Annotated in this window: 18 protein-coding genes; 9 read left to right on the top strand and 9 right to left on the bottom strand. The window is 36.2% G+C overall.

Annotation, left to right across the window (positions count from 1 at the left end):
• Nucleotides 1-51: 51 nt before the first annotated feature.
• Nucleotides 52-2,052 (bottom strand): replication initiator protein RctB domain-containing protein, encoded by a 2,001-nt coding sequence (locus tag C9J51_RS02015; protein ID WP_045037061.1) that lies wholly within the window; start codon nucleotides 2,050-2,052, stop codon nucleotides 52-54.
• A 1,337-nt stretch (nucleotides 2,053-3,389) separates the two neighbouring features.
• Here C9J51_RS02015 and C9J51_RS02010 point away from each other — a divergent pair.
• From C9J51_RS02010 to C9J51_RS01995, 4 genes are all read left to right on the top strand, one after another.
• Entirely contained in the window at nucleotides 3,390-4,604 is a 1,215-nt protein-coding gene (locus C9J51_RS02010; protein WP_045037062.1) for an AAA family ATPase, read from the top strand.
• Between the two features lie 7 nt (nucleotides 4,605-4,611).
• Entirely contained in the window at nucleotides 4,612-5,586 is a 975-nt protein-coding gene (locus tag C9J51_RS02005; protein ID WP_045037063.1) for a ParB/RepB/Spo0J family partition protein, read from the top strand.
• 101 nt (nucleotides 5,587-5,687) lie between these two features.
• Nucleotides 5,688-7,814: a tRNA(Met) cytidine acetyltransferase TmcA gene (locus C9J51_RS02000; protein ID WP_045039971.1), complete on the top strand. Its 2,127-nt coding sequence runs from the start codon at nucleotides 5,688-5,690 to the stop codon at nucleotides 7,812-7,814.
• Between the two features lie 12 nt (nucleotides 7,815-7,826).
• Nucleotides 7,827-8,573 carry a phosphatase gene (locus C9J51_RS01995; protein WP_045039972.1) on the top strand — a complete coding sequence of 249 codons (747 nt, stop codon included), beginning with the start codon at nucleotides 7,827-7,829 and terminating at the stop codon, nucleotides 8,571-8,573.
• Nucleotides 8,574-8,658: 85 nt separating this feature from the next.
• On the opposite strand, the gene C9J51_RS19680 is transcribed toward C9J51_RS01995, so the two are convergent.
• Together C9J51_RS19680 and C9J51_RS01990 are read right to left on the bottom strand one after the other, a co-directional pair.
• The gene (locus tag C9J51_RS19680) at nucleotides 8,659-8,787 is read right to left on the bottom strand and encodes a hypothetical protein (RefSeq protein ID WP_282957810.1); all 129 of its coding nucleotides are present in this window, start codon (nucleotides 8,785-8,787) and stop codon (nucleotides 8,659-8,661) included.
• Nucleotides 8,788-9,049: 262 nt separating this feature from the next.
• Nucleotides 9,050-10,987 (bottom strand): bifunctional diguanylate cyclase/phosphodiesterase, encoded by a 1,938-nt coding sequence (locus tag C9J51_RS01990; protein ID WP_045037066.1) that lies wholly within the window; start codon nucleotides 10,985-10,987, stop codon nucleotides 9,050-9,052.
• A 267-nt stretch (nucleotides 10,988-11,254) separates the two neighbouring features.
• Here C9J51_RS01990 and pdxH point away from each other — a divergent pair, with 267 nt between their 5' ends.
• Nucleotides 11,255-11,893 (top strand): pyridoxamine 5'-phosphate oxidase, encoded by a 639-nt coding sequence (gene pdxH / locus C9J51_RS01985; protein WP_045039973.1) that lies wholly within the window; start codon nucleotides 11,255-11,257, stop codon nucleotides 11,891-11,893.
• Between the two features lie 41 nt (nucleotides 11,894-11,934).
• Here pdxH and C9J51_RS01980 read toward each other — a convergent pair whose 3' ends face one another.
• On the bottom strand, nucleotides 11,935-12,651 hold the full coding sequence (locus C9J51_RS01980; RefSeq protein WP_045039974.1) for a helix-turn-helix transcriptional regulator: 717 nt from the start codon (nucleotides 12,649-12,651) through the stop codon (nucleotides 11,935-11,937).
• Between the two features lie 409 nt (nucleotides 12,652-13,060).
• Entirely contained in the window at nucleotides 13,061-13,483 is a 423-nt protein-coding gene (locus tag C9J51_RS01975; protein WP_045037069.1) for a YhbP family protein, read from the bottom strand.
• 460 nt (nucleotides 13,484-13,943) lie between these two features.
• On the opposite strand from C9J51_RS01975, the gene C9J51_RS01970 reads away from it, so the two are divergent.
• The gene (locus C9J51_RS01970; protein WP_052675261.1) at nucleotides 13,944-14,372 is read left to right on the top strand and encodes a hypothetical protein; all 429 of its coding nucleotides are present in this window, start codon (nucleotides 13,944-13,946) and stop codon (nucleotides 14,370-14,372) included.
• A 36-nt stretch (nucleotides 14,373-14,408) separates the two neighbouring features.
• Here the strand turns inward: C9J51_RS01970 and C9J51_RS01965 are convergent, their stop codons facing one another.
• Entirely contained in the window at nucleotides 14,409-14,870 is a 462-nt protein-coding gene (locus C9J51_RS01965; protein ID WP_045037070.1) for a hypothetical protein, read from the bottom strand.
• Nucleotides 14,871-14,946: 76 nt separating this feature from the next.
• Between C9J51_RS01965 and C9J51_RS01960 the strand changes: the two genes are divergently transcribed.
• Together C9J51_RS01960 and C9J51_RS01955 are read left to right on the top strand one after the other, a co-directional pair.
• Nucleotides 14,947-15,624: a CatB-related O-acetyltransferase gene (locus C9J51_RS01960; RefSeq protein WP_045037071.1), complete on the top strand. Its 678-nt coding sequence runs from the start codon at nucleotides 14,947-14,949 to the stop codon at nucleotides 15,622-15,624.
• A 490-nt stretch (nucleotides 15,625-16,114) separates the two neighbouring features.
• Complete coding sequence (locus C9J51_RS01955) at nucleotides 16,115-17,314, top strand: acetate/propionate family kinase (RefSeq protein WP_045037072.1); 1,200 nt, start codon at nucleotides 16,115-16,117, stop codon at nucleotides 17,312-17,314.
• 185 nt (nucleotides 17,315-17,499) lie between these two features.
• Here C9J51_RS01955 and C9J51_RS01950 read toward each other — a convergent pair whose 3' ends face one another.
• Both C9J51_RS01950 and feoB read right to left on the bottom strand, forming a co-directional pair.
• Nucleotides 17,500-17,751: a FeoC-like transcriptional regulator gene (locus C9J51_RS01950; protein ID WP_045037073.1), complete on the bottom strand. Its 252-nt coding sequence runs from the start codon at nucleotides 17,749-17,751 to the stop codon at nucleotides 17,500-17,502.
• On the bottom strand, nucleotides 17,751-20,081 hold the full coding sequence (feoB, locus tag C9J51_RS01945) for a Fe(2+) transporter permease subunit FeoB (RefSeq protein ID WP_107180462.1): 2,331 nt from the start codon (nucleotides 20,079-20,081) through the stop codon (nucleotides 17,751-17,753). Before feoB ends, C9J51_RS01950 begins: the two co-directional genes overlap by 1 nt.
• Before the next feature lie 587 nt (nucleotides 20,082-20,668).
• Here feoB and C9J51_RS01940 point away from each other — a divergent pair.
• Nucleotides 20,669-20,872 (top strand): hypothetical protein, encoded by a 204-nt coding sequence (locus C9J51_RS01940; RefSeq protein WP_045039975.1) that lies wholly within the window; start codon nucleotides 20,669-20,671, stop codon nucleotides 20,870-20,872.
• A 76-nt stretch (nucleotides 20,873-20,948) separates the two neighbouring features.
• Here C9J51_RS01940 and C9J51_RS01935 read toward each other — a convergent pair whose 3' ends face one another.
• Nucleotides 20,949-22,283 (bottom strand): DUF1501 domain-containing protein, encoded by a 1,335-nt coding sequence (locus C9J51_RS01935; RefSeq protein ID WP_107274821.1) that lies wholly within the window; start codon nucleotides 22,281-22,283, stop codon nucleotides 20,949-20,951.
• Between the last annotated feature and the right edge of the window lie 2 nt (nucleotides 22,284-22,285).

Raw genomic sequence — 22,285 nt, 5'->3', positions numbered from 1 at the left:
AAGAGCGTCGATAAACACGCTCTTTCTCTGTTCTCTAACCATTACGACCGTTTAAATGCCTTTAGCAACGTCATCTAAGGCAGTTAATACTTGATCTGTTATATGGCCTTCATGCACTAATTTACACACTTTTCGACGTACCGCTAAACCAGAAATTAAACGTTCAATTGATAAATGTCGTTCATCTTGACGACTGTTGTATAACTCAACCGTTTTACTCAATGTTTCATAACTCACACGCTCACCAGCAACATGTAACCAGTCAAGCTTCTCCAGATAGCCCTGACACTCTTCTGTAATTGTAGTAGCAGGATGACCCGTCATTGCAGATAAAGCAGTAATACTACGTTGTAGAGCTTCTGAAGAGGTATATTTAGATAAAACGATAGTGAGCTCATCAGCATTGATTTCAACTAAATGCTTTCGCAACTTAATCCGACGTCCTAAACGTCCTCGCGGGCGAGGTTCTTTACGCTGGATCGGTTCAAATTCGCCATCAATGATCGCTGATAATTGATCTAATGCTTGTTTCGGCATGATCTCATTGCGTAATGGGTTTGGCATTGTTGGTGCCATATTACGTTTGCCTTCATTGGTGGTTTTTGCACGTGAATAACGAATAACTTCTTCCGCATCTGATTTAATATCGACTCGATAATCAGTATAGCGTTTATCGATGTCATCAGCAGAAATCGTTAAATGATAGCCCCATAAATTAACCGCAAACATCGTCTCAGTAACTTTACCTTCTGCCAATTTTTTTAATTCACGAATAATATCTGAAGAAAAACGACGCCATTCGATATTTCTAGCAAGCTTTTGATTTAATTCACTTAAAAGCATTGAATCAACAACACGACGAGACATGCGACTTCGAAAAAATGTATATAACTGAAATACTAAAGTATGTTGACGTAAAATCTCTGGCGGAAATAAGAAGAAATAATCGCGGGTTAATAATTCATCAAAAAATGAAGGTTCCCACACTAGAATATACAAATTAGGTTTGATGCGAATTTCGCCATCTTCCCCCTCTTGCGGGGCTTCTTCTGATGCTGTGATCGTTCGAGCTATAAATCGAAACCGATCACTTTTAAACCCTTCTGGCATATTGTCACTAAGCCAACGACCCGTTAATTCATGTAACTGGAAATCAGTAAATTCAATACGATCAATACTTTCACGAATAGAATCACGAGCAGGTCCGCTGTCTTTTTTGCCACGTAATGCCAAAATATCAGTAATATATACGGGTGTTTTATTTGCCATAGAGCGAAGCTGGATCTCATAATCAGCAAGATGGTGATCGTGGTATTGTACCGTTAGTGTAAATAACGCAAATAGCGTCATAAGATCATCAACGGTCATGATCGATTTTGAAGATCGTGTTTCAATGATCGCTTTAGTACCGCTGATCGCAACCATCGCTTTTTGATAACTTTTCTTTGTTCGTGGTGGCGCTAAAGCTTGATCAATAATTCCTGCCCAACTTGTTGGGGAAACCACAATTTGATCCGCTTCATCGGGCATCGAAGGTGGAGTACCTAAACCATATTCAGTCAGTAAGCGTCGATTCACATGATTTTGAGCTAATGCTTTAGAACGTTTCTGTTTTTCACGTTGTTTAAATTGTTCTGATAATAAACTACCAGTGCCAAGTTGAGATATTAGCAATGCAGGATTAATGAAATGATGCAACATTGTCTTACCAGCAAGACCTTCTTCAAATCGTACTGGTTGTTGATTAAATAATCCAACACTGACGGCGGCACGTAAGCGTTGCTGAATAGCGGCTCGAGTTAACTGCCCTTCTGTCGCTTCAATAAGTTCTGTTGTTGAAACCATACCATCTTGGCTTGATAAGCCACGTAATGAAATAATATTCAATAGCTCAATAATACTTTTGGTCACGCCTTTAAAATGTTGGTATTGGGGTAACCAATCAATCAAATTTGCAGGGATCACAAATAAATGACCATCTTTGTGTGATCTTGGCGCCTCGATCAATATTTTATCAATCGGATTTTTTTTAGTATTTCGAACCGGATTCATTTGTCATTAGCCGTAGAAGCATCATCTTTCCGTAAAGATTAATAGAAAAAGATCAATAAATAAAGTTTTTTATTTAAAGATTTTAAAACTGATCTTTATGATTAAAACTGATCTTATTGATAATATGATCTAATGATCATGTCTCAAATTTGATTTTAACACATTGTTTATTAAGGTTATTATTTTATCAACTATTGGAACGATGATCAAAGAAAACCCAGAAACATGATCATATGAAGCTTGAAAGCATGATCATCATAACCACGGAAAGATGATCATTATCAACATGAAAACATGATCATAATAATATTGAAAGCATGATCATCATTCGTTATCACCTTTTCCACAATGTTATCCACAACCATGATGAAAATTACTCAATTGGTGCCGAGTATTAGTGATTTTTATGCTTGAGATGGCCTTTTTTCATTGGAAAGATGATCATGTTGGCGTGTTTTCAACGTTTAGGGTGTTATTTTATTTTATTATCGGCTTATTGTATGGCGGTTGTGATTGAATTAACACGTCATTAAAGTGATATTTAACCGTAAGAAGCTGTTGTTCGTCATGTCTTGGTTATTGGATCAATGATCATCACACATTTAATGTATTTCAATCTTGTTTGTTAAGTCAGTCAACTTGCTATTTTATCTATTTTTAGATTGTCGTTATAGCGCCTCAACCCTTATTGAACCAGCATTCTCCGTAGTTTATCTCCTATTTTGCATGCTTCCGTCTTGTTAATGTGATTGTCACTATTACTGAGGTTAGTCTTGATCATTTTTCCGCTATTAAGGTGGCTTAAAAATTCAATTTACAGGGCTATTTTAGTGATTATTTAAGCTTGATCATCGTTTCGTATTTTGTCTTTTTATATGGAACGATGATCAAGTCATTATTGGTATTTTTAACTTCCTCTGTTTTAAATTTCAGCATGTTTTTAGTCTTGTTCATTGTTTTTTTTATATTTGCTAATGAAATTGGATGATTTCATTAGCAAATATAATAAAATCTTAAATTAGACGTCTTTTTTATTGAAATGACATTATCCGTAAACTGTCACTGTTTTTTCATTGTTCCGCTAATTATCGCGATGGATTGGATTTACAATGTAAACTTGTGACGTTGTAACACTTTTATAGAATGTCTTTTGTTGGGTAATTAGCTTGGATAATAAAATAGATTTAAGTCTAAAAAGTCTATTTTTTTTAGCTTTTTGCTTTAAACCCTGTTTTTTAGTTGAGATTGGTATCACATGTTTTTGTTCAGCTTTTTATTGTTTACAGTCTTATTTATTGTACAATAGATGCAGTCTATTATCATGGCGTAGAGTACTAATGAATAGGGAACAGACGATACAAAATTTGCTCAATATTGCAGAGCAAACCAAACAAGTACAAGCAGATCGTATTGAAATTGTTTTAGAAGAGCGTCGTGACGAAGTTTTTCCGCCTATGTCAAAAGCATTAATGGAAACGCGTTCGGGTTTAACCCGTCGAAAGTTAGATGATGCTATTTCACGTATGGAAGCGACAGGGCATCAATTTACAAAAAATAAAGCCAACCACTATTCAATTACCCTTGAAGAAGCACATCAATTGATGGCATCAGCCAAAAAACCTGCTTTCTATCAACGTGAAGGTGCTGGACGTAAACCTTGGGTGGTAAATGTTCAGAATCAAAAAGGTGGCACTGGAAAATCAATGACAGCAGTGCACATCGCTGCTTGTTTAGCATTAGATTTAGATAAACGTTACCGAATTTGTCTTATTGACCTCGATCCTCAAGGATCGTTACGTTTATTCCTTAATCCATTGATTAGTATAGGAAAACAAGAAACTATTTATTCTGCCGTGGATGTAATGTTAGATAACGTGCCGGAAGGGGTGTTAACTGATAAGCACTTTGTGATGGATAATGTGGTAATGCCGACCCAATATCCTAATCTTAAAACAATTGCAGCTTTCCCTGAAGATGCGATGTTCAATGCTGATGCATGGCAAGATTTGGCTGTAAATCAAGACCTTGATATTGTTCGTTTACTGAAAGAGAAAGTGATTGATCCAATTGCTGATGAGTTCGATATCATCATGATTGATACGGGTCCTCATATTGATCCATTAGTTTGGAATGCAATGTATGCATCTAATGCGTTGATTATTCCTTGTGCTGCTAAACGTTTAGACTGGGCATCAACCGTTAACTTCTTTCAGCATTTACCCACTGTTTATGAGATGTTTCCAGAAGACTGGCATGGATTAGAATTTATTCGTTTAATGCCAACAATGTTTGAAGATGATAATAAAAAGCAAGTTTCAGTATTAACAGAAATGAATTACTTGTTACGTGAGCAAGTAATGATGGCAACAGTACCACGAAGTCGTGCTTTTGAGACATGTGCAGACACTTATAGCACTGTTTTTGACCTTACAGCGGCTGAATTTGAAGGGGGTAAGAAGACTCTTTCTACGGCTCAAGAGGCTATTCAGCGTGTTGGTCTTGAATTAGAACGTGTTATGCACAGCCACTGGGCAAACTTGAACGAGGAGTAATTGACAGATGGCAATTAAAACTACAGATCTTAATGCACGTTTATTTGGTAAAGCCGATAAACGTCGTGCAACCAACGTTACAGAAGCGCAAACTGCGGCACGTGATAAAGCTGCGGTGATTGAATTAGCGGTGGCTGGCGAAGATACTGTTGCTTTTGAATTAGTAAAAGTAAATGCAGATGATATCAGTACACAAACCATCGTTTTTGCTGAAAATGCACGTGAACAAGCTTTTTTAAATGAGCATGCTTTAGCTGATATCTTAGTAACACTTAAAGATCGTGGTCAGCAATATCCAGCAGTAGGCCGTTGGCTTGATGATGGTCGTATTGAAGTCTTAGACGGTAGTCGCCGTCGTATGTCTTGTATTATTGCTCATAAAGATTTTTTGATTTATGTTGCTAAAGGCATTAATACAGAACATGCAAAATTCTTGTCTGATGTTGCGAATGCGCATAAACCATTATCTTTATTTGAACGTGGCAAAGAAATGCAATCGTTGTTAGATACTGGCAAAGTTGCTGATCAAAAAGAGTTGGCTAAGTATTTACAATGTAGTGAAGCATTAGTGAGTGGGGCATTAAAAGCCGCTTGTTTACCAATGGAATTATTGATGGCTTACCCTAGTGTTGGCGAGCTTGGCCGTCCTACTATTGTGAAACTTCACCGTATTTTCTTTGGTTTAAATCAAGAACAACAGCAACACATGATTGCTGATTTGAGCGGTGATAACGCATCATTGTGGAAGACGATTAACGCACAAGGCATTAGTCGTATTACCCGTGAGGTGACGGGTAAATTAGAGCAATTAGGTGAGCAGTTACATCCTAAAGTTGTTATAGATAAACCAACATCGCAAGATTTAATTAAGGGCAAAGTCTCTTATATGCGTGACGGTGATAAATTACAACTTAAGCTTAAAAAGATGAGTGATCGTCAGATTAATGATGTATTAGCTTATTTGAATGATTATCTAAAGTAACGTTTATTTTACTTAATAAAAACCACGCAATTATGCGTGGTTTTTTTATGCCTGTTGTGGCTGTGTTATGATCTGTTGGTCATTTATTTCTGGATCTATTTATGTCGGCGCCGTTAGATATTTTCTTCGCTCAACTTCAACAACAGTTATCACGCCATTTTTGTCGCCAGTTAGTGGTGCTAGAAGGCGATGCTGAATGGGCAACCACAACAGCAACGGTAATTGGAAATTACTTTTCACAACGTTTATGGGCGGGAGATAACGCTCCTCTATCATTTATATCTTCTTCATTTAAACAGTCAAAGCAATGGCTTGGGCAAGAGTTTGATATGGTGGTTATCAATGCATTTGAAGGGTTAAATGCTAATACGCTCGGCGCACTTTCCGGTACCGTTAAAGGAGGGGGGATCTTGGTAATTATTGCTCCTCCTGCATGGCGTTTGATGGATACATGTACTCCATTTTATCAACGTTTGGGGCGTTTATTTGTAGACTCTGAGGCAATGCTGATACAACAGTCACCGTTATCTGATTCATTGTCTTTAGCTGCTATACCTCATTATTCAACAACCAAGTTGATATTTTCTGATGTAGATCCTTTACGAGCTTGTGTTACTGCGGGTCAAGCTGAGGCTGTCGATGCTGTCATAAAAGTGGTAAGCGGTCATAGTAAGCGCCCATTAGTATTGTCAGCTGATCGTGGCCGTGGTAAATCGGCAACGCTTGGTATTGCGGCGGCTGAATTATTACAATCTCGAACCATTAAAATCGCGGTTACGGCTCCGTCTTTTGCTTGTGCTGAAACTGTTTTTAAACATGTTAATTTACGGTTAGCGACAACAATAACTCAACGTCATCAATTACATTATGGCGCTAGTCGATTAGAATTTGTGGCTGCTGACGAGATAGTTAATCGCGCATCAGAATTTGATTTTATTATGGTCGATGAAGCGGCTGCCATACCAGCCCCTATTTTAATGGCGTTACTTGGGCATCATAATCGATTAGTTTTTGCGACCACCATTCACGGTTATGAAGGTACTGGACGTGGATTTGAAATTAAATTTAAACAACAATTAACGGCTAAAATGCCACAATGGCGTAGTTATCATTTAGAACAACCTATTCGATGGGCAACAGGGGATCCACTTGAAGCTTGGATTTTTAAGGCGTTACTATTATCCGCTCAAGCGCCAAACTGTACTGCGATTGATGTTATTTCTGACCTCGAAGCCATTCACTATTCTGTATTACCCGCCTCTGAATTGGCTGCTAATGAACGCTTGTTAAATCAACTTTTTGGTTTATTGATTAATGCCCATTACCAAACATCGCCGAATGATATTCAACAATTGTTGGATGACCCTGAGTTATCACTGATTGTAGCGTCACAAGCGAAGACAATTATTGGTTGTTGTGTGGTGTCGAAAGAAGGTGGGTTTGATGCGGAGCTTGCTCAGTTAGTGATGCAAGGTAAACGTCGTCCGCAAGGGCATTTATTGGCTCAATCTTTAGCGGCTCATCTAGGTTATGCGATTGCGGCCGAGCAGCGTTGTTATCGTATATTGCGCATTGCTGTTGCTGATGGCTTTCAGCAACAAGGTATTGGGACTCATCTGGTGGATGCTGTTTTACAACAAGCACAGAATGAAAATATTGATTATATCGGGACAAGTTTTGGTGCGGCTAATGAGCTTATTGATTTTTGGTCTCATTGTTTATTACGGCCATTACGATTAGGGATCACTAAAGATGCTGCCAGTGGTCATCATTCATTATTGTTTGTTAAACCCTTATCGAATGCTACATCATTATGGTTTGATGAAGCTGTAACATTGTTCAGTGCTTCATTTGTTTGTCAGCGCGTTGAGCAATTTAGTCAGCTTGATAGCCAATTATTTTTCAAATTATATTCTCAAAATGTTCAACAGCCATTGAGTTATGGTCTAACACAATCACAAATTGAGCACCAACTCCGAACCTTTATTCAAGGAGGGCTTGGTTATGATGTTGTGGTCGCAAGCCTTGAGAGTTGGCTCTCGCAATATTTGTTGCAAGATGATTGTATTTGGAATGATGATATTGGTTTTGCGATAGCTAAGATTTTGCAAAAACAATCCTGGTCAGTGGTGGGTGAACGGTATCATTTAGCCAGTCGAAAAGTAGCTCAACAGCATTTACGCGATATCGTTGCTCGTTATTGCTCTTTATCTTCTCTTATTTATTAAAGGTTTTTCATTATGCAGATTCAAGTTGACACACATACACATACATTATCAAGTGGACACGCTTACAGTACTATTATTGAAAATGCCCAAGCCGCCGCCGCGAAGGGATTAAAAATGTTTTGTAATACTGATCATGCATCTTTAATGCCCGGTGCCCCTCATTTTTGGTACTTTGCGAATCAACGTGTCTTACCTCGATTTCTTGAAGGCGTTGCTGTTTTACGTGGTGTTGAGGCAAATATCGTTAATACTGCGGGTGACGTCGATCTTGATAATACCGTTTTAGCGAAATTAGATTGGGTGATAGCGAGTTTGCATGAGCCCGTTTTTAAACCGATGACGAAAAGTGATCATACTGAAGCATTGATTAATGCAATACAGTCCGGTGTGATTGATGCGATTGGTCACCCTGGAAATCCTAATTATGACTTCGATTTTGAAACGGTAATTCGTACGGCAGCAAAGAACAATGTGCTAGTTGAAATTAATAACTCATCATTGGGACGTTCTCGTGTTGGTAGTGCGCCTCGATGTGAAGATATTGCGGCACTGGCTAAAGAGCTTGGAGCCAGGATTACAACGGGATCTGATGCCCATTTTGCTGCTGACGTTGGTAATTTCTTAAGTATTAAATCCTTATTAGCACATGTCGATTTTCCGCAGGAATTGATTGTGACTCAACATCCGGAGACATTCTTAGCTTTCTTAACTGAGCGCGGTAAATTAGTTGCTGAACAATATGAAAATCATAAATGGTAGTGAGATAGTGTTTTGGTTTACAGTGTAAACTGAGGCTAAATTATATTTACAGTGTAAATCGTAATATTAATTTACACTGTAAATATTATAATTCTAGCCAACAACTACAGCTAACCACTACAGCCAACAACAACAGCCAACAACCACAGCCAACAACCACAGCCAACAACCAACAACCAACAACCAACAACCAACAACCACAGCCAACAACCACAGCTAATCACCACAGCCAACCGCTACAGCTAATAATAAGGAGAGTTGTGGTAATAAATAAAAAGTATATAGAGAAATATTGATATGCACTCAAATGCTTATTTGTGCGTTGAGGGGATAATCATTTACAGTGTAAATTCAGCAGGAGGATTGTTTTTTGTTTAAGGTGAAATTGAAATTTACAGTGTAAAGCAAGAAAACAAAAAGTCCATTTACACTGTAAATGGACTTTTAAATGGTTTTAAATTTACACTGTAAATAAGTTATGCGGGTTGTGGTTGCTTATCTGTGATGAATCCTTGATAGCCACCAACAAACAATTCAGATAACCGTTCTAATTGAGTCTCGGTTTCTACCCGTGTTGCTATAACTTTAATGTTAAGACTGTGGGCAGTTCTACATATTGATGATAATACCGTTGATTTAGTTTGATCATTCAGTTGGTGTGTATAGACGTAATCAATTTTAACGTAATTAGGTTGTAATTCTTTTAGATAAGTTAATGATTGAAAATTTCGACCGTAGTTATCAATGCCAAACCCAAATTCATATTTACGAATAATGGAACATAAAATACCTGCTGCATCTGTATGTCTAATACAACTGATTTCTTGAATTTCAAAAAAGAGTCGAGAACTAAGGGATATGTTTTTCTGTAATAAATTATCTAACCAACGAATAAAACTGGGATCATTAATACAGCTATTAGTAATATTTATTGCGAAAGGGCCACATTGTCTATCTGCATTTAACTTATTAATAATAGTGACAATGACATGGCGATCAAACCAACTCCCTATTTTTAAATCTTCGATAGCACCTAAAAACATACCGGCTGAGTAATAGTTGTTATTTTTCTTAATGGCAGTGAAAACCTCATAATGATAATTAATGCCATTTGAGAGTGTCGCAGGTTGATATTTATAGGTGAATAAGTCTTCACTGATAGCTTCTTCAAGTAATGATTTCCATTGTTGTTTGCCAAGTGTTGTTTGATTATTGATATCTTTAATGAGTGACACTGCTTCGTGAGGCATTATTTTTGCCTGCGTTAATGCATTATCTAATTGAGTTAATATTTGGCTAGGTGTGCTTTTGCTTTCATTAAAGACTAAACCTATAGCAACATTGTCATTGATGGTATTGGTGCTTAAATCACTAAAAATATTAATTAATAAATTACTACAAAGTTTTAGCTTCTCAATGGAAATATTTGGAATTAGAACCGCAAACTCATCTTTAGAAAGGCGAGCGATTGTTACATCATTAAATATTAATACTTCATTTAGTCGAGTTGCTATTGTTTTTACTAATTCATCACCTTTTTTAAAGCCTTCATTTTGGTAGCTTTCATTGATTAAATCAGTCTGAATTAGTCCTAGTCCACCTTTGTGGGATTCATTGAGCCATGAACTGAGCTGATGAATAAAGAAACTTCGATTACCTAAACCTGAAATAGTATCAAGATAAGCTTGTTGTCTTAATTTCATTGCTTCATCAGCTTGATTTTTAAAGTTTGTGTCTAATTGATAACAAATTTTATTGAAAGCACGCACAATAATGGCTAAATCTGATTCATTTGGTATTGAGAGTGGCGCTTGATTTAAATTATCTATGGTTTTAGCTCTAGCCGTTAATCTCGCTAATGCTGAAAAATTTTTAGAGCAAATAAAATAAACTAATAAACTTGATATGATAGCTATAAGTATATTGGCTAATACCGTACGAGTACTTATTTGCCATAATTGTTGGTAATTAAGCGTTGGTTGTACAGTTATTGTTAATAAACCTAATGATTGATCATTTTGCTCAATTATTCGTTGTTCAGTATGAGAGGGGATTTTAAATATATATTGAAACCAAGCTGGTGAATGAATAGGGGGGATGATGTTGTCTTGGCGAATGATCTGACGAGCATCCGTTGATGTAAGGCTGATTTGACTATAATTAGTATTTGAAAATAATTGATTAACGACGGCTAATAATTTTTTCTCTTGAATATTTGACATGATCGGAACATTTAGCTTTGTGAGAAGCTGAGGTAGTATAACTAAAGCTCGATTAATATCTGCTTGTGACGTTACGATATGTTGATGTTTTAACGTTGAATAGCTTGAATAAAGTTGTTGTGCGGTAACGGCACTAACAACAGAGCAAACTAACACGGTGAGACTAATAACTTGTCGTTTGAAAAGTGTCATAATTTGAGCACCAAAAAAAAGTTAAGTGCAACACTCAGCGAGTAAATAATTGATAGAGAGATGCTGAATATGAAGATATCTTATTGATCTAATTTATCAAAAGTCAGCGATATGCAGTTGATTGTTTGTCAACAAAAGTTGTTTTTCGCTAAATGCGTCTATTTCTTTATGCAACAAATGACAGTTTGCAATTAAAAGTGCTTTTATTCAGTTATTCATGATGATGTGGCGATTAATTATTAAGTATTTTGAGGAAGGAGAGAGAAAATGGATTTAACGGATATTCGTCGAGAATACACTAAAGGTGGTTTACGTCGTGATGATTTACCGAACCAACCATTAGATTTATTTAATAAATGGCTTCAACAAGCTGTGGATGCTAATTTACCCGATCCTACTGCGATGACAATTGCGACGGTTAATGCTGATGGCCAACCATTTCAACGGATTGTATTATTAAAAGATGTCGATGAGAATGGTTTTATTTTTTATACTAATTTAAGTAGTCGTAAGGCTGAACAATTACATCTAAATAATAAAATCAGTTTACATTTCCCATGGCATATACTTGAGCGCCAAGTTCATATTACGGGTTATGTTGAACAATTATCAACACTTGAAGTGATGAAATATTTTTCAAGTCGACCGAAAGAAAGTCAAATTGCCGCTTGGGCGAGTAAACAAAGTTCTCGTCTATCTGCTCGCCAAGCTTTAGAAGGAAAGTTTTTTGAGTTAAAGCAGAAGTTTGCAGCAGGTGAGGTGCCTTTACCTAGTTTTTGGGGGGGGTATCGCGTTAAGTTTGAATCGATTGAATTTTGGCAAGGTGGTAAACATCGCTTACATGATCGTTTTATTTATTTACGTAATGCAACGGCGGGTTGGGATATTGAACGTTTAGCGCCATAATCTAATGAATTAGCAGAGTAATATTTACTCCGCTAATTTTATCAGTATTCTCGCAATATTATAGATTGCTGTGTTTTCAACATACTTTCTGGAATATGAGAACCGAAACCAGCATCCAGTGCTAATTCAATTAATTCGCCTTTTGAATTAGCATTAAATTTATCTCGTAATCGAACAACATAGTTTTCAACTGTCTTTACCGCTAATTGTAATGTCTTAGAGATGTATTGTGGCTTCTTACCGTACAATAGTAAAAACAACACCTCAGATTCACGAGTATTAAGCAAAATATTTAATTGATGATTATTGAAATGATTATTTTTTTCTTCTTCTTGTTGCTTAATCGTATTGGTACGGCAAAGCCAATGTCCAATTTCAAGTAAAGAGGTGTCTTTTAGCTCTATTCCTGAAAAAATGGTTCCAATAATATTATTATTATTATCTCGCCATGCTGTTTTTGTAAATAAATGTGCTCGCCAAGATCCATCTGCGTATGGATGAATATCAAGAATGCGTAAGCGTTTCTCGGTCGTCATCACTTGTAAATCTTGTTGCTGAAAGATATATGCATATTTAGCGCTTAAATGAGGAATATCAAAATCAGTGAAACCAATACAATCAAGAGGATTATTAAAACCTATGATTTTAGAGTATTCCTCATTAACATAAACAAAAACTGAATTTATATCTTTACAACCCCAACAACCAGGTAATTGGTTTAATATATCTAATGAGGGGTGAGTACTATGAGTATCCATTTCTTATGAGCTTTATGTCTATTATTAATTTTAATTTTCGTTGATTGTAATGACTTTATTACACTGGGTAAATCTATATAGTATGTAATGCTCATTTAATAAGCGAAAATTTATTGAATAAAAAAAAGCCGATCATAGCGATCGGCAAAAACAAGACGTTGACTCCGAAGAGTATAATCCTGTACGACGTGTAGAAGAGATAATCAATAAGTGTTGTTATTTGACAAAACATATTACAACCCTTATTGATTTTATCCTTGCGGATAATTATTAATATTTCCCAGTGTTGGTTGAAATACTAATGTAACAACTATATCTAAGCTGTGGATAACAAAATAGGGGGGAAATCACCCGTTGACATTTGTGATTTGTATTGATAAAGAGCAGAGATTGTATGTTATTTAATGCATTATCGTTGCCAAAATAATTTTTTTCCAAATCCTAAGCTATTGTCTGTCATTTTTATCATTGTCAGTTCTATTTCCCAAATTGGAGCGGAAATAAATTTGGCAGAGCAAAAAATATTGTAATAAAGGTTCTTGGCTGTTTCTGCTTCTGTATTTGTTAATTTTTCAATATGGCCTTTAAATTGAATACCTTTTATATCACTTATATTCTCAGGTTGAGGTGCTATAGTGCCAGCAATATTCTTATTCAGTATCATTAATTGGCTGTGGTGACTGCTTTCATTCGTCATAATAAAAAGAGACATTTTATTTGAATCAAAAATATAATAACAATGAGCGCACCATAAATCAGAACAACTATTTGTGCATAACGTTAATAGGTGATTATTTTTTATAAAATCACATATATGCTGAGTTTCATTCACGATACACCTCGCGTTATTTATCTAATTAAATTATTAGCCATAAAAGAGATGATTGTTAATTTATGTATACTAATAAAAATGAATAATTATACATAACAGACTTTATCTATTATGACGTTTAAGCGCAATAAATATCAATATTACGTAATGGAACGATGATCAAGGGGGTGATAATTTTTTGGTATACTTATCGCGCGTCATTTTTTAACTTGTTGTTTTTAAGGTGTTTTTATTGTTGTTGTGTTATGGGGTAATCAATAAATGATTGATTATCTCCTATATTGGTCTGTATGTTCTCGTTGAAGTGACATTCTCCGTAAAAAATCTTATCTTGATCATCGTTCTGCTACTGTATTTGTCGACTTTTTCTTGAAAATAAGACAATGGATAAGGAATGAGACAATAAAATCATAAGTAATAAAATTATTATTTACGAAATTATGTCCATAACGGCGGATTTATGTTGAAGTTTATACGTGGCTTTTTTATTTTTTGTTTTTTAAATTTAGTGAGTTACAGTGTTTGTGCTTCTAATTTTTATGATGTGAATTTGACTAAAACAGTAACAAACATTACTCAAAAGAGTAAAGCATCGATGTCGATTGAGGCTAAGCCTGGGGATGTGGTTGAATACAATATTTATATAGTTAATCGCACCCGCCATGCCATTTCAAATATTAATATTGTTTCTTCTGTGCCTACCTTTACAACATTAGTTACGACCATCGGTTGTAATGATGGTCATTTACCGCTTGTCTTGCGCTGTCAAATTTTGACGCCTGATGGTACTAATCGTTCAGGATACCAAGGTGATATTATTTGGCAATTATTAGGCAAACTTGAGGCGGGTATGATGGCGCAAGTAAGCTATCAAGTTAGAATTAAATAGCATCAATAGTCGATGTTATTAAAAAGCATCGTTTTGTTATTTAGTATGACTATCAATAAAGTGTTGCAGTATTTGAAGACTTTCGGTTGATTTTGCTTGCTCAGCCACGAGAAAATCATAAATAGCATTTTCATGGTCAGCGATTAAATTAAATATTTCTTGATGCTGTTGGGCATTCTTTGCCTGTTGTTGATAGCGTTGCTGATAAGGTGCAACCCAAGCCACCATTGTATCAATGAGTGTTATCCATGGAAGGTGAAGCCATTTATTGGCATCTTCTATGCCTTGTTGTGTCATTTTTTGATCATAATCGGGGCATGCTATGCCTAAAGGTATTAATGCCGTTTTTAATTTTTTAGCCGTGATGATTTCAATGTCTAATAATGCTTGCCATTTGTTGTTATGGTGAGGGTCACTATACTGTTCAATAAACGTAGTAAAAAAACGAATACCATAAAGCTCACCTAAATAAGCGTTGTGTAAATAATTGAGTGTCATAGTCGATCCAAGATGATAAGTGTTTAACTATGATATGCTGTTTTAAGGTGAATGTTGAGTAGCAAGGAGATGAGTTATGGCGTTGAGTATTTTTCCCTCTTGGCTTGGTGGTTATGAAATTAAGCAACATATTACTAACCCTAATATAGAGGTTGGTGATTATAGTTATTATTCAGGTTACTACCATCAACATCATTTTGAAGACCAATGCGTTCATTATCTGTTAGGGGATAAATCCAGTAATGAAGTATGGCAATCTGGTATTTTTGGTGAGGTAGATAAACTTATTATTGGTCGTTTTTGTTCTATTGCCAGTGGGGTTGTCATCATGATGGCTGGGAATCAAGGTCATCGGCATGATTGGATTTCATCTTTTCCGTTTGATTTCGCTGAATTTGGTGATGGTGTAAAGAGTGGCTTCGAACGAGCAGGGAATACGGTTATTGGTAATGATGTTTGGCTAGGTGCTGAATGCGTAATTATGCCGGGTGTTACTATAGGTGATGGGGCGGTGATTGGAACGCGAGCGGTGATCACTAAAGATGTCGCACCGTATTCGATTGTTGTTGGTAACCCTGGACGGTGTGTAAAAAAAAGATTTACTGCATTAGAAGTTAATCAATTACTTGAAATGCAATGGTGGAATTGGTCACAAGTACAATTAAAAGCCGCCATGGCTATTATGTGTAGTACCGATATTGATCGTCTTTATAATTATTATATAGCAATGAATAATCCGTCAGTAGATGAATAAGTTGTGATTAATCATCAAAAAAGCGAATTTGTTTGTGATCGGTAATGTTTTCTTACTATTTAGTATTCGCTGCAAGAATGCATAACTGATAATATTATTTTTATTAAGTCTATATGCTCTCTTCATTGAAATAATGATGCTAAATGTGGTGCTTATTTAAACTTTTTGCTGAATATGTCATATATTACTCTTAGTGGAAGCTTGGAATATAAAAAAAATCACACGTGACATTCAACTTAATTTGATTAAATGGTGCGGATTTATGCGAATTAAATCGATTTTTAGTCTTTAAATTGATCTAAACCAGTAAAATTTAAATTTTTAACTGGTTTTTGAAACAAAAGTTGAGACATTAAAAAAAAATTGAGTAGTATGGGTTATAACATACTTACTGAGTTGAATGATTATTACGCATTGAGCTAAGTAAATATAAAACGGGATGTTGTTAATAAATCCGAAATTCGCCCTTAAATATTCTGATGAGATAACCATGAGCAATTCTTTAGTTCTTGTAATCAATTCTGGTAGTTCTTCACTTAAATTTGCATTGATTGATACGGTAACCGGTGAAGCTACGTTAAGTGGTCTTGGTGAGTGTTTTAATCTTCCTGAAGCCGTTGTTAGCTGGAAAGTTAACGGTGAAAAGCAAGAGTTCAAACTCAATGGCCTTGATGGTCATCATCAACAAGCAATTGATCGTATTGTTGCTTTAGTTGATGAACTTGGTATGAAAGATAACATCGTGACAATTGGTCACCGCGTAGTACATGGCGGGACTAAATTTAATTCGACTGTTCATGTTGATGAGCAAGTCATGGCTGATATTGAAGCATTGAGCGATTTAGCGCCACTACATAATCCAGCTCACGTATTAGGTATGCGCGCAGCAGCAAAAGCTTTCCCGACTTTGTCACAGTTTGCTGTGTTTGATACTGCTTTCCATCAAACAATGCCAGAAAAAGCATACACCTATGCAATTTCTAAAGAAGTCTGTCAGCAATATAATATTCGTCGTTATGGCGCACATGGTACGAGTCACTATTACGTTACTCGTGAAGCGGCGAAACGCATTAATAAACCTGTTGAAGCATCAAGCTTTATTTCAGTTCACCTTGGTAATGGCGCATCTGTATGTGTGGTTAAAAATGGTGAAAGTATTGATACTTCAATGGGTTTCACCCCGCTTGCTGGTCTTATGATGGGAACGCGTTGCGGTGATATTGATCCAAGTATTCTTGAGTATTTATTGAAGAAAGGTTGGACGCCAGAGCGTTTACATAAAGAGCTTGTTAGCAACTCTGGTTTCTTAGGGGTTTCAGGTTTAACCAGCGATTGTCGCGGAATTATTGAAGCGATGGAAGCGGGCAATCATGACGCTAAACTTGCGTTTGAAGTTTTCTGTTACCGTGCAGCAAAATACATTGCGTCATACATGGTTGCACTTGATGAACTTGACGGCATTATCTTTACAGGTGGCATTGGTGAGAACTCTTTACCTGTACGTTGTGAAATTATGCGTCTATTGAAAATATTTGGTTACCGTGAAGACGTTGCTGGTAATGAAGCGGCACGTTTTGGCGCTGAAGGTATTATTAGTCAGGAAAATACACCATTAGTGATGGTGATCCCGACTAATGAAGAGTTTGTGATTGCACAACAATCACTAGCACTACTGAATGCTGAAGCATAAGTAGCTGCAACCACCTTAGAAGGAACGCTAAGGTGATATTCTGAAGTGGAACGCAGAATATAGAGAACAGGAAAACGGCTTTGGGCATATGCTCAAAGCCGTTTTACTTTTTTGCGTATTAATCTTAGTAATTATTAGGTATACAGCATTACAGTGTTTTTTTAGGCGGAGAATGTTGGTATTTTTTAAATGTTTACGATGATTATTTCGTCATCGCACCAACGATAGGTCACATCAGGTGGCGTTGTTTTACACCCTTGGCATTCTTGGCTACAGGTTTTCATCGCTTCACAACGCTCTATTTTTCCTCTTTTTATTAAATCATCGAGTAATGTCAGCAACCATTGTGGTTCACTGTCAAATTGTTGGATCAGCTGAATCAGCGTAATACTTCTTGCTGTACGTACTGCGTTTCTTACTGCAATTAAGGTGACCATTAATGACATCCTCCACTTTTATGTTGTGGAGCTGTTGTTGGAATAGACATTTGCCAATCAACTTTTTTACTCAAATAACGAATACCAATAATGAAACTGATAAGTAGTAAGATGGCAAAGACTAGCCAGCTGAGTGTTGCGATTGGATGTGCCATAAATGTTGCTGTTTGGTAGAAAGAAATCGCGAGAGCATAAGCAACAGCGATTCCCCAAAAGGTAGAAAACCAAGCCCAGTTACGACCAATTTCCTTAGCGATAACTCCGATTGTAGAAACACATGGCACATATAATAAAACAAAAATCAAATAAGCATATGCGCCTGCCATTGAGCCAAATTGACTCTGCATTTGTCCCATTGCGGTCGTGTTCATGGTGCCATCGGCTTCGCTAGCTTTAATTGGATTTTTAAGCGTTGTTAATGAAAAACTATTTTTTACACCATTGACCGTATCTTGCCATGCTGTTTTTAATTCAGCGAATAGATGGAACGAGTGTGATCCATCAATGATCTGCTTATTGGCTAATTCAGCACTATAAAGGGTATTAAGTGTACCAACGACAACTTCTTTAGCTAAGAAACCCGTTAATAAACCAACGCTTGCTGGCCAATTTTGTTGACTCACTCCCAGAGGGGATAAGACAGGTGTTACCCAACGGCCAATATCTGATAATGCCGATTGTTGTTGTTGACCCGGTTCAATCACTCGCCCAGAAAAGGTAACACTATTTAACGCCATCACAATCATACAAATGGGAATGATAAGTCGGCAAGCTTTTACTAAAAAGCCCCGTAAACGACTCCAACTATGAATTAATGTCGTTTTAACACTGGGTACATGGTAGGTCGGTAATTCCATTATGAAGGGCGATGGTTCTCCGGTTAATAATGTTTTCTTTAGTATAAAACCCGTCAGTACTGCAACCAAAATACCTAATAGATAAAGAGAGAAAACAATCAAGCTGCCCATGCCTTGAAAGAATGCCGCAGAAAAAACCCCAAATATTGCTAATCGAGCACCACAAGACATAAACGGTGCCATCATTGAGGTTAGAATGCGATCTCTTGGTGTTTCAAGCGTACGTGAGGCCATGATTGATGGAATATTACAGCCGAATCCAACAATTAAGGGTACAAATGACTTACCCGGTAATCCTATCGACTGCATCAAACGGTCTATCACAAAGGCTGCTCGTGCCATGTAGCCACTGTCTTCTAATACCGAAAGATATACGAACATTAATCCTATTTGAGGAATAAATGGCATTACTGTATTGATACCACCGCCAAGGCCTTGTGCCAAAATAGCCGTTAGCCAAACAGGAAAACCGAGATATTGGCATAGCCACGCAGTACCATGAATGAAGATTGCGGCTGAGCCTTGATCAAAAATAGGTTGGAGCCCGCCACCAATGTTAATTGCAAACCAAAACATTAAATACATGACGAACAAAAATATGGGTAATCCTAGATAGCGATTAAGGACGATAGAATCGATCCATTGGGTTAATTTGTGCTGTGTTGCCTGTTCATGAGAGGTACATTGATGGATGAGGTTGGCGACGGTTTGATAGCGAGCATCTGCAATTAATAAATCAGCCTGTTCATGGTATGTTTGATAAAGTGAATTTTGATAATGTGTTACGTGAGTAGGAATATTCGTATTTATAACATGATGTTGTGCTGAAATGTCAGATTCAAGTAGTCGTAATGCTAACCATTCTTTATTATTATTTGCAATTAATGTGGCAGGGATTTCTGCTGCTAATTGTGTGATTGCTTGATGTAACGGTGCTGGAAATTCTGTTTTAAATTGAGATAATTGAGGCGTAATAAGTTGTTTTTCTATTGCTGCTTTTAATGGCTCGACACCTTTGTTTTTATTTGCAATTAAACTGACGACTGGGCAACCAAGTTGAGCAGATAATTTTTCACTATCGATGATAATATTTTTTTGGCGAGCAATATCTAGCATATTGAGCACAACTAGACAGGGAACATTCATTTCAAGTAGTTGTAATGTTAAGTAGAGATTACGTTCAATATTGGCGGCATCAACAATATTAACCACAAGATCCGCTTCACCACTTAAAATATATTCACATCCAATTTGTTCATCAAGAGATCCTTGCTCATCAAAGGAGCTCATTGAATAAATACCAGGTAAATCTACCACCGTAACAGTTTGGTTATGATAGTGATAAAGTCCTTCTTTTTTATCAACGGTTACACCAGCCCAGTTGCCGGTGCGTTGTCTTGAACCCGTTAAAATGTTAAATAATGTGGTTTTGCCACAGTTTGGGTTTCCCAATAAGGCAATACTATTTGCCATTATTATTTCTCCGAACATTATCTGATAATAGAAAGAAACTACTAATAAAATTTGAGATTAAAAGTATATTAACGTCATTAGTTTGATGATTAAATTTAAACGTGAATAGAAATCAATTACATTTATATCGGGGTTGATAGCTATCGTCAAATATTATTTGTTATTAATGATTAAGCATTTTAAAGTAATTATCGATATTTAATAATGATGATGATTTTTATATATTAATCATTATCTTACTTTGATGGTATTTTATTGTTAGTAAAAGAGTTTAAATGCTTATTAATAGCGATTAGTGTAATTACAGACATAATTTAAACGTTGATTTAAGGCTGCTTTTATTTATTGTAAATGAAATATGCCTACTTGATGTTGATTTATAATATCACTCTTAAAGAAATTGTCTAAGGTGGATCTTGTGAGTATCAAACATAATGATTTAACAAAAAAGAGACTTAATTGACTCAATTGTTATTTTTAATGATTATATTTGTGATGTGATTACTGTTTAGTGGCGGTTATATGCTTCTTAAAATAATAATTCTGGTTTATTATCACTGTGTTTATAATCAGTATGTGAAGTGTTTATGTGGTTTGAAAGCAAGAAAAAGACAGAGGTTGTGGATAAAGAAAGATTAATTTCTGAGCTTCATGAACTTGTTTTAAAACAATATCATCAACATGATATTAAATTAATAAAAAATATAACATCAAAAGGCAGTATTGAATTACATTTTTCTGTTGCTGGTGAAGATGTACTTCAGATGAGTATTGAATCATCTAATGTTTAATTTTATTATCAAAAAATCAGCCATAAATATTTATGGCTGATTGTATCTAATGTTTTTATATTTATTTTAGCTAATGTTAAATAAATTCAATATAAGGTGATTTAAAGTTAGCTAGATTAGGGAATATTGATAGTATTTGAGGTTCTGATAAACCAAGCCAACGACATAACGAAGCATTAACTTGATCGGCTGCGATTGTTGGAATAATACGGCCATTATTATAATTATGCTGGCTATCGGCGGTTAATTGCGGCCACTCACCATAAACAGCTTTACCACGCACGGCACCTCCCGTTACGATTTGATGTCCCGCCCAACCATGATCAGTACCACTGGCATTTGCCTGTAAACGACGACCAAAATCAGACATGGTGATACAAGTTACTTGATCATTAAGGCCGGAATCAACCATGTCTGTATTAAATGCACTTAATGCATCGCTAACTTGTTTTAGCAGTTTAGGATGATCCCGATTTTGGAATTGATGAGTATCAAAACCATTTAGACCAACAAAGAACACTTGCTGTTGTTGATGCATATCATCACGGGATTTAATTAAGCGGCTAACCATACTCAGTTGTTGTGCTAAATCGGATTCAGGATAATTTTCATTATTAGGCTGTTTAGCTAAAATCGCTTTTATAGCTTCATTTTCAGAAAGATTACGGGACATTGCACTGGCATAGTTACGCATGTAAAGATTGTCATATTGACGCTGTGTAAAATGAGAGAAATAACCATCAAGGCGTTCTTCTTCATTCCAACCTGAGTATTTTCCGGCGCCTTTACCATTAATAACTGTTTGCTCTGATTTTTTATTTCGTAGTAACTTTTGACCTTGGTTTATTGAAATGAGGGGGGATAAGCTGCCTGTAGCACCCAGCATATCCATCATTCTTCCTGCCCAACCATAAGCGTTACCTAGATTCTCAGTGCCTAATTGCCATAGATCTTGTTGCTGGTTATGTGCCATCAGAAATTGCGGTAATTTAACTTGATAATTACTAATCTCATCTCGCGTTGTTGGTTGAATTAACTGACCTGAGTTAATAATGGCTGTCGCATTACCCGAGGCAAACAATGGTAATAACGACGTCATATTATTATTAATACTTAATGGTACACCATTGGTCGTGGTTAAATTCAAGTCATTAAGTTGATCACTCTCTAACTTCATTTTTGGTCGAGCAGCTTGGTAATCCTGATAAGCAGCACATCCAGGCGTTGGTACGATCATATTGTAGGCATCATTACCACCCAAGAGAAAGACACAAACTAATGCTTTATTCGCATTCTCTGATGATTGATTGTTGTTTGTTGGTATTATTGATGATGCCAGTGCTGATGTTGATAAAGTAGTTGCACTCACAACGGCCGTGGTTTTTAAAAAATGTCGACGTGATAATTTCATTT

Origin of the sequence: Photobacterium iliopiscarium, from assembly GCF_003026395.1 — a bacterium.
Lineage (GTDB): Bacteria > Pseudomonadota > Gammaproteobacteria > Enterobacterales > Vibrionaceae > Photobacterium > Photobacterium iliopiscarium.
Note: the sequence above shows the minus strand (reverse complement) of the source record. Positions and strands in the feature narration are given on the sequence as shown.